The 14,413-nt window shown below is 69.5% G+C and carries 13 protein-coding genes; 8 read left to right on the top strand and 5 right to left on the bottom strand.

The features are described 5' to 3' along the window. Positions 1 to 19 precede the first annotated feature (19 nt). The 7 genes from G4D85_RS10755 (at position 20) to G4D85_RS10725 (ending at position 7,423) form a co-directional block, all read left to right on the top strand. Positions 20 to 1,234, top strand: a complete 1,215-nt coding sequence (locus G4D85_RS10755) for a type II toxin-antitoxin system HipA family toxin (RefSeq protein WP_240359200.1) — start codon at positions 20 to 22, stop codon at positions 1,232 to 1,234. Further along, positions 1,231 to 1,974 (top strand): class I SAM-dependent methyltransferase, encoded by a 744-nt coding sequence (locus tag G4D85_RS10750; RefSeq protein WP_164010836.1) that lies wholly within the window; start codon positions 1,231 to 1,233, stop codon positions 1,972 to 1,974. Before G4D85_RS10755 ends, G4D85_RS10750 begins: the two co-directional genes overlap by 4 nt. A 426-nt stretch (positions 1,975 to 2,400) precedes the next feature. Next, the gene (locus G4D85_RS10745; RefSeq protein WP_164010834.1) at positions 2,401 to 4,302 is read left to right on the top strand and encodes a hybrid sensor histidine kinase/response regulator; all 1,902 of its coding nucleotides are present in this window, start codon (positions 2,401 to 2,403) and stop codon (positions 4,300 to 4,302) included. Between the two features lie 42 nt (positions 4,303 to 4,344). Then, on the top strand, positions 4,345 to 5,418 hold the full coding sequence (locus G4D85_RS10740) for an amidohydrolase family protein (protein ID WP_164010832.1): 1,074 nt from the start codon (positions 4,345 to 4,347) through the stop codon (positions 5,416 to 5,418). Beyond that, on the top strand, positions 5,415 to 5,786 hold the full coding sequence (locus G4D85_RS10735) for a metal-sulfur cluster assembly factor (protein ID WP_164010830.1): 372 nt from the start codon (positions 5,415 to 5,417) through the stop codon (positions 5,784 to 5,786). The genes G4D85_RS10740 and G4D85_RS10735 overlap by 4 nt, the downstream gene beginning before the upstream one ends. Before the next feature lie 140 nt (positions 5,787 to 5,926). Continuing rightward, positions 5,927 to 6,892 (top strand): hypothetical protein, encoded by a 966-nt coding sequence (locus G4D85_RS10730; protein ID WP_164010819.1) that lies wholly within the window; start codon positions 5,927 to 5,929, stop codon positions 6,890 to 6,892. A gap of 3 nt (positions 6,893 to 6,895) precedes the next feature. After that, positions 6,896 to 7,423 (top strand): hypothetical protein, encoded by a 528-nt coding sequence (locus tag G4D85_RS10725; RefSeq protein WP_164010818.1) that lies wholly within the window; start codon positions 6,896 to 6,898, stop codon positions 7,421 to 7,423. Position 7,424: 1 nt separating this feature from the next. On the opposite strand, the gene G4D85_RS10720 is transcribed toward G4D85_RS10725, so the two are convergent. Continuing rightward, entirely contained in the window at positions 7,425 to 8,453 is a 1,029-nt protein-coding gene (locus tag G4D85_RS10720) for an isopenicillin N synthase family dioxygenase (RefSeq protein WP_164010816.1), read from the bottom strand. 64 nt (positions 8,454 to 8,517) lie between these two features. Here G4D85_RS10720 and G4D85_RS10715 point away from each other — a divergent pair, with 64 nt between their 5' ends. Continuing rightward, a complete protein-coding gene (locus G4D85_RS10715; protein ID WP_164010814.1) occupies positions 8,518 to 9,729 on the top strand; it encodes an MFS transporter in 1,212 nt (403 codons plus the stop codon). A gap of 81 nt (positions 9,730 to 9,810) precedes the next feature. Here G4D85_RS10715 and G4D85_RS10710 read toward each other — a convergent pair whose 3' ends face one another. The 4 genes from G4D85_RS10710 to G4D85_RS10695 form a co-directional block, all read right to left on the bottom strand. Next, positions 9,811 to 10,041 carry a hypothetical protein gene (locus G4D85_RS10710; RefSeq protein WP_164010812.1) on the bottom strand — a complete coding sequence of 77 codons (231 nt, stop codon included), beginning with the start codon at positions 10,039 to 10,041 and terminating at the stop codon, positions 9,811 to 9,813. Positions 10,042 to 10,302: 261 nt separating this feature from the next. Next, positions 10,303 to 10,944 (bottom strand): GNAT family N-acetyltransferase, encoded by a 642-nt coding sequence (locus G4D85_RS10705; protein WP_164010810.1) that lies wholly within the window; start codon positions 10,942 to 10,944, stop codon positions 10,303 to 10,305. Positions 10,945 to 11,098: 154 nt separating this feature from the next. Then, positions 11,099 to 12,043, bottom strand: coding sequence for a zinc-dependent alcohol dehydrogenase family protein (locus G4D85_RS10700; protein ID WP_240359199.1), 945 nt, complete (start codon positions 12,041 to 12,043; stop codon positions 11,099 to 11,101). Between the two features lie 349 nt (positions 12,044 to 12,392). Beyond that, a complete protein-coding gene (locus tag G4D85_RS10695) occupies positions 12,393 to 14,405 on the bottom strand; it encodes an acetyl-CoA carboxylase biotin carboxylase subunit (protein ID WP_164010806.1) in 2,013 nt (670 codons plus the stop codon). Between the last annotated feature and the right edge of the window lie 8 nt (positions 14,406 to 14,413).

Genomic DNA, 14,413 nt, shown 5'->3' with positions numbered 1-14,413 from the left:
CTTGGAACCCGCGAGCACCATGGCCGGAGTTCTCGACGTCCGCCTCGGTGACCTCCACGTCGGTACGCTGACGCTGCTCGCGGACGAGCGCATCGAGTTCATCATCTCGGAGGAATACCGGCAGCGCCATCCGCGCCCCGTGCTGAGCCAGTCTTTCGAGGACGACCTCACCCGCCGTCACGTCAGCCGGATGCGGCTGCCGCACTTCTTCTCCAACCTCCTGCCGGAAGGCCCCCTGCGCGAGCTCATCGCCGAGCGGGAGCAGGTGTCCCGCCAGCGCGAGTTCTTCCTCATCGCCCGGCTCGGTGAAGACCTCCCCGGTGCCATCGTCGTCCGTCCCTCTGGAGTGCTGTCCCTCGGTGAGCCAGGGCCCATCGAGGAGCCCCGGCCCGCCAGCACTGACCAGGAACAGGAGCCCCTCCGCTTCTCGCTCGCGGGTGTGCAGCTCAAGTTCTCCATGCTGCGCAAGGACCGGGGAATGACGCTCCCCTCGGCGGGCCGTGGGGGCGACTGGATCGTCAAGCTCCCGGACAACCGCTACGACCATGTCCCGGAGAATGAATTCTCCATGATGACCTGGGCCCGCGCCGCGGGCATCGCCGTGCCGGAGGTGACGCTGGTCAAGGTCGCCGACGTCGAGGGGCTCCCCGCGGGAATCACCCTCCGCGAGGACCTGGCCTATGCCATCCGCCGCTTCGACCGTCCCGAGCCCGGCCGGCGCATCCACATGGAGGACATGGCCCAGGTGCTCGGGCTGTACTCGGACGAGAAGTACAAGAAGTACAACTACGAGACCGTCGCCAACGTCATCCTCAAGGTCGCGGGTCTGGATGCGCTGCACGAGTTCCTGCGCCGCCTCGTGTTCATCACCGCCATCGGCAACGGCGACGCGCACCACAAGAACTGGTCGCTGCTCTACCCCGACGGCACACACGCGGCGCTGTCCCCCGCGTACGACCTGGTCTCCACCATCCAGTACATGACCGGGGACACGCTCGCGTTGAACCTCGCGAAGTCCAAGCGCTTCGAGGATGTGTCCCTCGACAGCTTCGAGCGGCTCGCCCGGAAGCTGGAGCTGTCCCCCGATGACGTGCTGCCCGTCGTGAAGGCCGCGGTAAGCGCCACGCTCGACACGTGGTCGTCCCTCCACCCCGACCTCCCCCTCTCCGCGGAGAGCCGTCAGCGCATCGAGGCCCACTGGAAGCGGGTGCCTCTCCTCAAGGGCAAGCCATGAGCTCCGAAGCCTTCTTCACTCTCTACAGTGACTTGCCCCGGCTCGGGCCCGGCAGTGACGCCTGCACCCGTGAAGCCTTGAAGCGACTCACGGCACTGCCTTCCGCGCCGCGCGTGGTGGACCTGGGGTGCGGCACCGGAAGACAGACACTCGTGCTCGCGGAGGCATTGCGCACGCGCATTCTCGCGGTGGACCTGCACCGTCCCTATCTCGACCAGCTCGAACGCGAGGCCCGTGCGCGGCACCTGGACGCGCTCATCGAGACGCGACAGGCGGACATGGGCGCGCTGGACCTTCCCGCCGGCTCGGTGGACCTGCTCTGGTCCGAGGGCGCCATCTACCACCTTGGCTTCGGCCCGGGCCTGCGCCGCTGGCGCCCGCTGCTCGCGCGAGGCGGACAGGTCGCCGTCACCGAGTGCACCTGGCTCACCGACGCGCGCCCCGCCGAGGCCGTCCGCTTCTGGGCCGAGGGCTACCCCACCATGGCCAATATCCCGGAGAACCGCTCCAGCGCGGAGGCCGAGGGCTACGAGGTGGTCGAAACCTTCGCCCTGCCCCACTCCGCCTGGTGGGACGACTACTACTCGCCACTGCTTGAGCGCCTCGAGCGCCTGCGTCCCTCGGCGGACGCGGAGTTGCGTGAGGCCTTCGCGGCTGCCGAGGGGGAAACCGACCTTTTCCGCCGCCACGGCGATAGCTACGGCTACGTGTTCTACCTGCTGCGCCTCCGCGAGCCCTGAGCGCGCGCCTCAGCGCCTCACGGAGACCGATTCCGTGGGCACGGGCCACCACCACCCGCGGGCCTCTCCTGCCACCGTGCCCACGCATGTGCGCCAAGGCAACCTTCGCCAGACCGCCGGCGCGGCGCGCTAGCATCCCTAGACGTCAGGGCTTTCCACATCCCCACGCGTTTCAGTGGGCTCGCAGGTGTCTCATCACTACGACTCTCCGTGCGGCTTTCCCGCAGTCTGTCCATGTGGTGCGCGGACGCTCCCCGACACACAGCCCCGCTCGACAGTGGCGCCATGAATTCAGGACATGCAATTCTTCCTGAAATGGTGTCTATGTCCTGAAAAGGACAGATGGCACCCCAGAACACCTCGCCTGCCCTGAACCGGCCCTCCCTCCCGCCGGTCCAGGCGACGCCCGGCCCCCCCAAGGGAAGTATGTTGATAGAGCATTGGGCGCACCGCTTCTTCGAGCTCGCCCCCGAGGCCCTCGTCGTCCTGAGCGTGGACGGGCAGATTCGCCAGGCCAACGCCGCCTGGTGCCGCCTGGTGGGCTGGCCCCTCGAAGCGACGCGGCACTCGGCTTTTCGTGACTTCGTACACCCCGAGGACCTGCCGCTGGTGGACGCCCAGCTGAAGGCGCTGGCGGGCCCGGGAGGACACAGCGACTTCACCTTCCGGTGGCGCGGGCAGGACGGCACCTGGAAGCCCTTTTTCTGGGCCGTGGCCGCCGCCCCCGATGCGGACGAGTTCTACTGCGCCGTCCGCCTGCCGACCCCCACTGTCGAGCAGGCCCTCCAGCGCTCGGAGCAGAACTTCCGCAGGCTCATCGACACCGCGCCCGAGGGCATCTTCGTCCACAGCAACTCGCGCTTCGTCTACGCCAACCCCACCCTCCTCAAGGCGCTGGGCTACGACGACGCGAGCGAGCTGATCGGCCAGCCCATCTGGTCCATCGTCCATCCGGATGACCTGGACGTCGTCCGGCAGCGCGTCCGTGACGCCGTCAGCGGCGAGCTGGCCCCGCTGAAGGAGATTCGCTACCTGCGCCGCGACGGCACCTGGTACGACGCGGAGAGCGTGGGGCTCCCCGTCGAGTTCGATGGCGAGAAGTCCGTCGTGGTGATGTCCCGCGACGTCACCGAGCGAAAGCGCGCCCAGACGCAGCTCCTCCAGAACGACCGCATGGTGCTGGCGGGCACGCTGGCCGCCGGCGTGGGCCACGAAATCAACAACCCGCTCACCTACGTCATGGCCAACCTGGACTCGGCCATGGAGGCCCTGGCCCGGCTCGGCGGCGCGCTCTCCGAGGCCGTGCCTGACGGCCCCGGCACCGTGGCCTGGAGCACCACCCTGCGCGAGACGGAGGGCCTGCTCAAGGAGGCCCAGGAGGGCGCCTCGCGCGTGCGCAACATCGTGCGTGACCTACGCTTCATCTCCCGCCAGGACGAGGAGCGGCTCGAGGCGGTGGACGTGCGCGAGCCGCTCGACTTCTCCATCAACATGGCCTCCAGCGCGCTGCGCCACCGCGCCCGGCTCATCAAGCAGTACGAGCCCGTGCCCCTCATCCACGCCGACGCGAGCCGGCTGGGGCAGGTCTTCCTCAACCTGCTGGTGAACGCCGCGCAGGCCATTCCCGAGGGCAACTCCGAGGCCCACCACGTCACCGTCCGCGTCCACCCCGCGCCGGCCGGGTGCGTGGCCGTGGAGGTGACTGACTCCGGCGGTGGCATCCCCGCCAACGTGCTGCCGCGCATCTTCGACCCGTTCTTCACCACCAAGCCCGTGGGCCAGGGCACCGGGCTGGGGCTGGCCATCTGCCACAGCCTCATCCGCAACCTCGGCGGCGACATCACCGTCCAGAGCGAGGTCGGCCGGGGGACGACCTTCACAGTCATCCTGCCCCCCGCCCCCGAGAAGCCCGTCGTGGCGACCCCCGTGGCCCCGGCACCCGCGCCCCCCACGGAGCGCAAGGGCCAGGTGCTGGTGATTGACGACGAGCCGCCCGTGGGGCGCTCCCTCGCGCGCATCATCGGCCCGCGCCACCAGGTGACCCTCATGGGCAGCGGCGAGGAGGCCCTCGCGGCGTTCAGCGCGGGCAAGTCCTACGACGCCGTCTTCTGTGACTTGATGATGCCCGGCCTCTCCGGGATGGACCTCTACGAGAAAATCCGGGTCTCCTCACCGGAGCTCTCACGGCGCTTCATCTTCATCACCGGCGGCTCCTACACCGCGCGCGCGCGCCAGTTCCTCGAGGGAGTCCCCAACCGACAGCTGGAGAAGCCCTTCGACGTGCAGTTGATTCATCAGTTCCTGGGAGAAGTGCTGGACACGCACTGAGCTCCCAGCAGCAATGGACAGTCATTCCAAAGGAGTGCCCTGGTGATTGGCGGCAACTTCGTCATCGATGCGGTAACGCACGCGTACAACCTCCATCCGTCCAACTACCGCGCCGGCAAGTATGCCGCGTCGCTCGCCCAGCTCATCTGGGGCCTGCACAGCGGCCTGTCCGGAGACTCGCACCGCGTTCCCGAGGAGAGGCTCTTCCTCAAGAACTGGTCCGTCCGGGAGCTGGCCCACATCCTCTTCGTGGAGAGCGGCATCGACCTGGCCGTGCACCACGTGCTGCCGCTCCAGACGCTCTACACGGACGGGCTCTGCTCGTATGAGAAGACGCTCGAAATCAAGAGGCGCTACCCGGACCGCTTCCTCGTCTATGCCGGCGTGGACCCGCTGCGCGGCACCGCGGCGCTGGAAGACTTGGAGAAGCAGGCCGAGGAGCTGAAGCCGAGCGGCCTGAAGCTCTACCCCGCGGCGTGGCTGGGGGACTCGTTCCGCCACACCGGCTGGCGCATGGATGACCCGAGCATCGCCTTCCCCCTCTTCGAGCGGGCGCAAAAGCTGGGCATCAAGAACATCGCCGTCCACAAGGGACTGCCGATGGGCGCGGTGCCGATTGAGCCCTACAAGGTGGACGACATCGGCGGCGCGGCGGACGCGTTCCCTGATTTGAACTTCGAAATCGTCCACGGCGGCATGGCCTTCCTGGACGAGACGGGGATGCAGCTGTCGCTGTTCCCCAACGTGTATGTGAATCTGGAAGTCACGGGCGCGCTCATCGTGAAGCGCGAGCGCTGGTTCGCCGAGTCCCTGGCCGCGCTGCTCAAGTGGGCGGGCCCGGCGAAAATCATGTGGGGCTCGGGGACGGTGTTCTGCCACCCGGAGCCGGCGCTCCAGAAGTTCTGGAACGACTTCCAGCTGCCGGACGACCTGGTGAGCGTGGCGGGCATGCAGGTGACGCCCGAGGTGAAGCGGATGATTCTCGGCGAGAACTACGCCCGCTACGCGGGAGTGGACGTCGAGGCCGTCAAGGCGCGCATCGCCAACGACGCCTTCTCCAAGGCCCGGGCTCGCGGCGACGCCACGCCCTACAGCTTCCAGGAGGGCCAGCCGTGAACGCGCAAGAGGCGCGGGCACGCATCCAGGACATCCCGGATCCGTGCAGCCTGGCCACCGGCGTGCCGCTGGGAATCGGTGAGATGGGGCTGATTCAGTCCCTGGACTGCACGGAGGGCCGGGTGACGGTGCGCCTGCACATCACCTCTCCCATGTGCATGATGGCCGCGTACTTCATGCGCGAAATCGAGCAGCGCCTCACCGGCCAGGAGGGCGTCGCGTCGGTCCACGTGGAGTTCGACCAGGACCTCCAGTGGACGCCCGGGGACATCCACCCGGACGCCCGCGCGCGGCTGGCGGCGAAGCGGATCACCATGCTCGGAGGCCGGTTGATGCCTCGCGACGAGGCCCGCACCCGCGACGCGTGAGCCCGCAACCCCTCGGATTCAGGCGTGTAGGGAAGTTGGCGCCAGGAATCGCACAGGGAGACGCAACTCCCCGTGCGCCCTTGCGACAATGATCTACACGGGCGTTTTATACCCTCCCCCAAACTTCCCTCGGAGCCCCCATGAATCCCCTTCAGCGAGCACGTCAGGTCGTCACCCAGGTCGCCAACACTGCCGGGCGCGTCGTGAACAACGCGACGGAGGCGGTGGGCAACGTCGCCGAGGGTGTGAAGGACGTCGCCGTCGCGGGCGGCCGTCGGGTAGGCCAGGTGGTGGACGGCTTCGAGACCAAGGCGGCGCAGGCCACCCAGGCCGTGGCCGGCGTGTTCGGCTTCGGCAACCAGCCGGACCGCGTGCATGACGGGAAGTTCGTGGGCGCTGGCGGGCAGACCTTCGGGCCGGACACCGCGCTGAGCGACATCCCCGCCGTCACGCCGCGCAACAACCCCAACGCGACGCAGACCATCCTCTACGTCAACGGCATCCAGACGTCGAAGGAGGCGCAGTCCAACAGCCTCCAGTCCATCGCGGACACCACGGGCGCGCGCGTCATCGGCATCCACAACGCCACCGAGGGCATGGCCGCGGACCTGACCCAGTGCGTGAAGGACAAGCTGGACAAGGGCCACAACCCCGCCGTGGATACGCTGGCGGACACGCTCTACAACGAAATCAAGGCGGGCCGGGAAGTGCACCTGATGGCGCACAGCCAGGGAGGCCTCATCTCCAGCCGCGCGCTGGGAGACGTCCAGAGGCGGCTGCGCATTGAAGACGGGATGTCCACGGAGCAGACGCAGCAGATGATGAGCCGCATCAACGTGGAGACCTTCGGCGCCGCGGCGACCCGCTACCCGGACGGCCCGAACTACGTGCACTACGTCAACCGCGGCGACCCGGTGCCGGGCCTCTTCGGCCTCGGCCCGGTGGCCGACAAGTGGAACCCCATCGCCGACGGCGGCAAGGGCTCGCAGGTGCGGCACTTCAACGAGTTCCGCCTCAACCCCATCGACGCGCACGGCTTCGAGTCCATCTACCTCAACCAGCGCGTTCCGTTCGACCAGGCGCGCGCGGGCAACTTCGAGCGCTAGGCCATGGCGACCGCTCCGCGCAGTGGCCTCGCCGGCCTGCTGCGGTCCTGGGTCTCCGTCCTGGCCCCGGCCGCTCCTGAGAACACCCCGCTGACGCGCGAGTCCGCGCAGCGGCTGGTGCAGGGTTACCTCGGCGAGGAAGGCACCGCGCCCAGCCAGGGCATCAACCCCCAGGGCTTCGGCGGCATCTCCGCCGGAGGAGCGAGTCTCTACTTCGAGTGGAATGAGGAAGCCGGGGCGCTGGAGTGCAGCGCCCTGGTGTACCGCTTCCGCGAGGTGCCGAAGCCGGGCGTCATCGACGGCTTCCGGGCGGAGGAGCGCGAGGGCGTCGACACGGGCGGCGGCTCGGTGGACTACGAGCCGGAGAACCGGGGCCTGTTCCTCAGCCGCCTGTACACGCGGATGCCCACGGAGCGCGCCTTCGCCAAGGACATGCGCCGGCTGATGAAGGCCAGCATCAAGTGGGGCGACGAGGTGCTGGACCGCGTGGCCTCACGCGTGTTCCACCCCGAGGAGCTGGAAGCGCGGTGAGCTACAGCACCCGCCGCACCAGCTGCGGGAACACCTTGGACACCTTGCCGAGCAGGTAGTCGCCGTAGGTGCCCTGGATGGCGTGCACGCTGGCGCCATCCCAGCGGCGCGCGCGGTCCTCGTCCACGTCGGCGCTGGCGGACCGGGGCAGGGGTCGCACCTCCGCGGCGAAGTCCGGGTCGAAGAAGAGCGGGAAGGACAGCCTGTCCCTTCCGCTGACGTTCTTCACGCGGTGGGGCGTGGAGCGGTACCAGCCCCCCGTCATCCGGTCGAGCATGTCGCCGATGTTGCACACCAGCGTCCCGGGCAGCGGCGGCGCCGGAGTCCAGCCGCGCGGCGTCTTCACCTGCAAGCCCCCGTGGACGTCCTGGGCCAGCAGCGTGAGCAGGCCGTAGTCGGTGTGCTCGCCCACGCCCCAGTGCTCCTCGCCGGTTCCGAGCTCGGGCTCGGGCTCCGCGGGGTAGTGGAAGATGCGGAAGAGCACGGTGGGCTCGGCGGTGTAGTGCCGCCGGAACCAGTCCGCCTCCAGGCCCAGGCTCAGCGCCACGCCCTCCATCAGCGCGTGCGCGGCGCGGGTGACACCGTTCATGTAGTCGAGCGCGGCCTCGCGCAACTCCGGAACCTCGGCCGGCCACAGGTTGGCGCCGTGCAGCGGCCAGCCGTCCCGCACCCTCGGGTGCTCGGGGCCCAGCTCGGTGCCCAGGTAGAGGCCCTCCTTCCGGTCCGGGCGTCCGGAGGTCAGCTCTCCGCCGAGCGGGAACCAGCCCCGCCACGCGGCGCCTCCGTGAGCCATGGAGATGGCCTCCTTCGCGGCCCGGGGCAGGGCGAAGAAGCGGTGGCTCTCGCGCTCGAGCCGCGTGAGGACGGCGTCCGACACACCGTGGCCGGTGACGTAGAAGAAGCCGCTGTCGCGACAGGCCCGCTCGATTTCGCGCGCGACGCCCGCCCGCTCGGCGGTGCGGGTGGAGTCGAACAGGGACGTCATGTCGATGACGGGCAAGCCACCAGGGGCGGTATCGGATCCGGCCATGCCGTGAGCCTACACAGGTCTGGACCCGGGGGGAGGCCGGCGCCAGAGTGCGCCGCGCGCCCCCATGCAGACGCAACCGACTCCGGAGTCCCCGCACGCCGTCCTGAGTCCCGGGCTGGTGTGGTTCATGGCCGCCGCCTCGGGCGCCACCGCGGCGAATCTCTATTACAACCAGCCGCTGCTCGGAGACATCGGCCGCGAGCTGGGCGCCTCGGGCAGCGCGCTCGGGCTGGTGCCCACGCTGACGCAGGTGGGCTACGCGGCGGGGATGCTCTTCATCGTCCCGCTCGGCGACAGCCTGGAGCGGCGGCGGGTCATCGTCACCATGTCCGCGCTGGTGACGCTGGCCCTGGTGGGCGTGGCGCTGGCGCCCACGCTGCCCCTGCTGGTGCTGGCCAGCTTCGCGGTGGGCGCCACCACGGTGATTCCCCAGCTGCTGATCCCCTTCGCCGCGCACCTGGCGCCGGCGGCGCAGCGCGGGCGGGTGGTGGGCACGGTGATGAGCGGGCTGCTCATCGGCATCCTGCTGTCGCGCACGGCGGCGGGCTTCGTGGGCACGCACCTGGGGTGGCGGGCCATGTTCTGGATGGCGGCCGGGCTGATGCTCGCGCTGGGCGGGGTGCTGCGCTTCGTCCTGCCGGCGCAGCCGCCCATGGCGGAGATGCCCTATCTGGCGCTGCTGCGCTCCCTGGGGCACCTGGCGCGCACCGAGCCTGTGCTGCGGCTCCACGCGCTGCTGGGCGCGCTCACGTTTGGTGCGTTCAGCGTCTTCTGGTCCACGCTGGCGCTGTATCTCCAGAGCCTGCCGGAGCAGTACGGGCCACAGGTGGCGGGGCTCTTCGGCGTGGTGGGGGTGGTGGGCGCGCTGGTGGCTCCGCTGGTGGGGCGCTATGCCGACGCGCGGGGAGACCGGCGCATCAACGCGCTGGGCATCGCAGTGCTGCTGTTGTCCTTCGTGGTGATGTGGCCGCTGGGGCGCTGGCTGTGGGGCATGGCCCTGGGCGTGGTGCTGCTGGACCTGGGGACGCAGGCGAACCAGATTTCCAACCAGACACGCGTGTACGCCCTGAAGCCCGAGGCGCGCAGCCGGCTCAACACCCTCTACATGGTGACGTACTTCGCGGGCGGCGCGGCGGGCTCGTGGCTGGGCACGACGGCGTGGACGCACGCGGGCTGGACGGGCGTGTGCGCCGCGGGTGCCGCGCTGTGTGTCGTGGCCCTGCTGGTGCTGTGGCGGAGCGCGTCGAGTCCGGCACAGGAGCCAGCGCGGAGCTGAAGGTGAGGCACCGCGGGCCTGAACACACGGACACGCTGATGGAACACGGGCCTCATGCCGAGCAGCAGGTGGGCAGCCAGCTCAGGTGGCAGGGCCGAAGAACCCCTCGGAGGTGAGCGCACGAGCGGCGGCCTCCATGTTGGCCAGCGTCACCTCCGTGAGGATGATGAGCCCGGGCTCTATCAAGAACGGCCGACCTGCTCGGCGCTCGTCTTCAAGCGTCTGAGCCAGTCGGGTGACGTCGAAGAACGTCAACCTGCAATGCGTGCCATCGTCGAACTCCGCCCACACGTGGCTCCGGTACCCTCGCATCGGGGTCTCCATTGCGTCGCGCTCGGAAAAGCCGCCATCGAAGACCAGCCTCGCAAACTGCCGAGCACCCATGACGTGTCCACCTCATTGAATGGCCGGCGGGACATGTGGCTGTGTGACGTACCGGAAGCTGAATGGACAGCGGGCCGCGGTAGGGCCTGACGCAGGCCGGGCTGGGCACGGCGCATTGCGTACGGCGACGCCTGCATGGCGCCCATCCAGGGGTCGAGGCAATACACCCGCCGCTCCTTCCCTTTCAGCTCACACCTGGCGGCCAGACCCTCGCGCTCGGGAATCCTGAGCAGGGGTCTGGTCAGGACCGGGAGTCTGGCTGTTTGTGGGGCGCCAGTCCTCGCGGCAGAGCGCCCAGCGCTCGTGGTCTCTCCACCGGCCGCCCACCTTGAGGTAGCGGGGGGAGAACCCCTCCATCCGGAAGCCGGCCCGTGACGCCAGCGCCCGGGACGCGGCATTGCCGGGTTGGATGTTGGCCTCCACCCGGTGAAGCTTCAGCGTCCGGAAGGTGTACGCGAGCACCAGCTGCAGGGCCTCGGACATGAGTCCGCGTCCCTGGAAGCCGTGGATGGCCCAGTAGCCCAGGTAGGCATTCTGGAAGCCGCCCCGGAATATCTGACTCAAGTTGAAGGCGCCGATGAAGTGGCCCGACTCGCGCTCGCAGGCGAGGAGCGCTTCGAAGTCGTCCTGTGCGTTGCGCTGGAGATAGGCCTGGAAGGCGGCGGGCGTGGTGGGCGGTGCGACCCAGGGCCGGTGGAAGGCGCGACTGGCCCGGGTGGCCGCGAGGAAGTCCTCGCGGTCCTGCGCATGGGGCGCGCGCAGGACGATGCGAGGCCCCCGGACGAGAATGCGCCGTGTGACGCGCGCCACCTTCTGACGCCCTGCTGCCATTCCGAGCTGCCTCCCGCGTCTCTTACGGCCCGGCGCCGCTGGAAACCGGCTCCGGGCGGCGTCGAGACACCGCCCAGGCTACCGCGTGTGCCGTACGCGTGCCTGCGAACAAGCCGTGCTCCGGTCCGTAGCAGGGACGGCCTGCGAGCCGCGGCTACTTCTTCGCCACGGTCAGCACCACCTTGCCGCGCCCGTGCCCCGAGTCGAGGGCCCGGTGCGCCTCCGCCACCTGCTCCAGCGGGAGCACGCGCTCCACGAGCGGCTTCAGTTGCTTGCGCTCGACGAGGACGGACATCTCCTCCAGGCGACGGCGCTCGCGGGTGAGGAAGACGCCGTGCAGCGTCTGGTTGCGCGGGTAGAAGGCGGACACGTCCCCGTTGAAGCCGAGGATGGTCGCGAGCCGTCCGAAGGGCCGCGTCGCGGGCATGCTGGCAATCATGTTCTTGCCCACGGTGTCGAACACCGCGTCCACACCCTGCCCGCCCGTCTCGCGCAGTGCGACCTGCGCCGGGTCCTCGCTCCGGTAGTTAATGGCCACGTCCGCGCCGAGCTTGCGCAGCGTCTCCAGGTTGTCCGGCCCGGAGGTGGCCAGGACTCGGGCGCCCAGGGCCTTCGCAATCTGCACCGCGAACGAGCCCACGCCACCCGCGCCACCGTGGATGAGCACCGTCTCCCCGACGCGGAGCTGGAGCCGCCGCACCAGGGCCTCCCACGCGGTGCCTCCGGCCAGGGGGATGGCGGCGGCCTCCTCGTGCGTGAGGCTCGCGGGCTTCTTCGCGATGATGCTTACGGGGACGACGTTGAACTCCGCGTAGCTGCCATGCGGGTTGCCGAAGATTTCCGGCGTGTAGAAGACCTCGTCACCGGGCTTGAAGTCGGTGACACCCGGGCCCACCTGCTCGATGACTCCCGAGACGTCGTAGCCGATGACGGCGGGAAGCTGGATGCCGGCCCACGTGCCGTCCTGGCGCAGCTTGGCGTCCACCGGGTTCGTACCGGAGACGAGGACCCGGACGAGCACCTGCCCGGGGCCGGCAGTAGGAGTCGGAACGTCGCGGACTTCGAACAGCTCGGGCCCGCCGAAGCGGGGAAGGACCATGGCTCGCATAGGGCGCGGGATTAACCGGGCTCACCGGGACGGGCAATGCCGCGAGAGGCCAAGCGTCCATGGCCCGACGACCGGCCCGGGACGGGACGGGTCGAGCCCGGAAGGAACGTTCGTTCCACGGCAGCCCCCGGGCGAGGCGGACGAGCCGGAAGGAGCGTTCGTTCCACGGCAGCCCCCGCCTGGGACGGGTCGAGCCAGGAAGGAACGTTCGTTCCACGGCAGCCCCCGGCCGGAATGGGTCGGGCCCGGAAGGAACGTTCGTTCCACCTCAGCCCCTGCCCGGAGGGGAGTGAGCGTGGACGGAACGTTCGTTCCACTCGGCACCCCAGCCGCGGCCGGCTCAGCTCGCTGCGGGCGGCTGCTTCCCTTCCGGCGTCAGCAGGACCAGGAGCTGCCGCGCGGCAACCTGGCTGCCCACGGAGACGTTCACCGCCTCCACCGTACCCGCCACGTCCGCCACCACTTGGAACTCCATCTTCATCGCCTCCAGGACGGCGAGCACCTCTCCCGCCTTCACCGAGGCACCGGGCTTGGCGTCCACGCGCAGGATGCGCCCGTCCATCGGCGCCATGAGCCGGCCACTTCCCGCGCCTTCCGTCTTCGACGGAGGCCGGAACGTCACGTCGGACACGGCATGCGCTCCATGCCCCACGTCCAGCCAGAGCGTGTCTCCCTCCCGCGAGTACCGCGCGCGCCCACGAGTCCCCGAGAGCGCGAAGTCCAGCACCCCCTCCGACATCCCGAGCACCGCTACGTTGAACGTCTCGCTCCCCACCTCCACCTCGTACCGCTCCGCCGACACCGGGCGCACCGTGACGGGTTCCTCACGCTCCCGGCTCGCGAGCTTCAGCCGCACCGGATGCGACGAGTTCGGGCTGTTCCAGTTGACCAGCGACGCGTCCAGGCCCGACTCGCGCGCGAGCCTCAGCGCCTCGCCATGGAAGAGCGCTGCCCCCGCCAGGGCCAGGTCCTTCGCATGCGTCCGGTACAGCGCCTCCAGCGTCACACCGTCCGCGTACTTCCCGATGAAGCCCGTGTCGTACTCACCCGTCTGGAACGCCACGTGCCCGAGCACGAACAGCAACAGGCTCTTGTTCGTGGTGACGCCGAACACGGTCAGCTCGTGCAGTGCTTCCACCAGCCGCCTGCGCGCCGTCTCGCGGTCCGGACCATGCACAATCACCTTCGCCTGCATCGAGTCGTAGAAGGGCGGGATGTCCTGCCCCTCCCGCACGCCGTGGTCGATGCGCACGCCCTCCCGCGACGGCAGCCTCCACGCCAGCAGCCGGCCCGCCTGGGGCGCGTAGTTGTTCGCAGGGTCCTCCGCGCAGAGACGGACTTCAATCGCGTGCCCCGACCACGACACCTGCTCCTGCGTGAGGGGAAGCCGCTCACCCGCCGCGACGCGCAGCTGCCACTCCACCAGGTCCAACCCGGTAATCGCCTCCGTCACCGGGTGCTCCACCTGGAGGCGGGTGTTCATCTCCATGAAGTAGAACTCGCCGCTCGGCGCGAGCAGGAACTCGATGGTCCCCGCTCCCCGGTAGCCGATGGCCTTCGCCGCCGCCACGGCGACCTCGCCCATGCGCGAGCGCAGCGCGGGGCTCACGGCGGGTGACGGGCTCTCCTCGACAATCTTCTGATGCCGGCGCTGGACGGAGCAGTCGCGCTCGCCCAGGTGGACCACGTTGCCGTGCTCGTCCGCGAAGACCTGCAGCTCCACGTGGCGTGCGCCGATAACGGCCTTCTCCAGGATGAGCTCTCCGCTCCCGAAGGCGTTGGTGGCCTCCGAGCGCGCGGAGCGAAGCGCGTCACGCAATTGCGCCGGCTCGTGGACGAGCCGCATGCCACGCCCACCGCCACCCGCCGCCGCCTTGACCATCAGCGGGAAGCCGATGCGCTCGCCTTCCGCGGCCAGCGCCTCGTCATTCGCGTCGGTGGCCTCGTAGCCAGGGATGCAGGGCACGCCCGCCGCGAGCATCCGCAGCTTCGCCTGCCGCTTGTTCCCCATCAGCGAGATGGCCTCCGCACCGGGGCCGATGAACACCACGTCCGCGTCCCGGCACGCGCGAGCAAACCCGGCGTTCTCCGAGAGGAAGCCATAGCCGGGGTGAATCGCGTCCGCACCGGAGGCCTTCGCCGCGGCGATGAGCTTCTCGATGACGAGATAGGACTCCTTCGCGGGCGACGGGCCGATGGGCACCGCCTCGTCCGCCGCGAGCACGTGCGGCGCCGAGCGGTCCGCCTCGGAGAACACCGCCACGGTCCGATAGCCGAGCTTCTTGCAGGTCCGAATCACTCGGACGGCAATCTCGCCACGGTTGGCGACGAGGACCTTCTTGAATCGCTCCATGCGGTCCG

Origin of the sequence: Pyxidicoccus trucidator, assembly GCF_010894435.1 — a bacterium.
GTDB classification, from domain to species: Bacteria; Myxococcota; Myxococcia; order Myxococcales; family Myxococcaceae; genus Myxococcus; species Myxococcus trucidator.
The sequence above is the reverse complement of the archived record's forward strand: the minus strand, read 5'-3'. Positions and strand labels throughout refer to the sequence as shown.

What these genes read in the sequence shown, in the direction of transcription:
- G4D85_RS10720 (WP_164010816.1), bottom strand. Translation starts at nt 8,453, where the DNA reads ATGGCCGGATCCGATACCGCCCCTGGTGGCTTGCCCGTCATCGACATG.
- G4D85_RS10745 (WP_164010834.1), top strand. Translation starts at nt 2,401, where the DNA reads ATGTTGATAGAGCATTGGGCGCACCGCTTCTTCGAGCTCGCCCCCGAG.
- G4D85_RS10755 (WP_240359200.1), top strand. Translation starts at nt 20, where the DNA reads ATGGCCGGAGTTCTCGACGTCCGCCTCGGTGACCTCCACGTCGGTACG.
- G4D85_RS10695 (WP_164010806.1), bottom strand. Translation starts at nt 14,405, where the DNA reads ATGGAGCGATTCAAGAAGGTCCTCGTCGCCAACCGTGGCGAGATTGCC.
- G4D85_RS10715 (WP_164010814.1), top strand. Translation starts at nt 8,518, where the DNA reads ATGCAGACGCAACCGACTCCGGAGTCCCCGCACGCCGTCCTGAGTCCC.
- G4D85_RS10750 (WP_164010836.1), top strand. Translation starts at nt 1,231, where the DNA reads ATGAGCTCCGAAGCCTTCTTCACTCTCTACAGTGACTTGCCCCGGCTC.
- G4D85_RS10710 (WP_164010812.1), bottom strand. Translation starts at nt 10,041, where the DNA reads ATGCGAGGGTACCGGAGCCACGTGTGGGCGGAGTTCGACGATGGCACG.
- G4D85_RS10730 (WP_164010819.1), top strand. Translation starts at nt 5,927, where the DNA reads ATGAATCCCCTTCAGCGAGCACGTCAGGTCGTCACCCAGGTCGCCAAC.
- G4D85_RS10705 (WP_164010810.1), bottom strand. Translation starts at nt 10,944, where the DNA reads ATGGCAGCAGGGCGTCAGAAGGTGGCGCGCGTCACACGGCGCATTCTC.
- G4D85_RS10700 (WP_240359199.1), bottom strand. Translation starts at nt 12,043, where the DNA reads ATGGTCCTTCCCCGCTTCGGCGGGCCCGAGCTGTTCGAAGTCCGCGAC.
- G4D85_RS10725 (WP_164010818.1), top strand. Translation starts at nt 6,896, where the DNA reads ATGGCGACCGCTCCGCGCAGTGGCCTCGCCGGCCTGCTGCGGTCCTGG.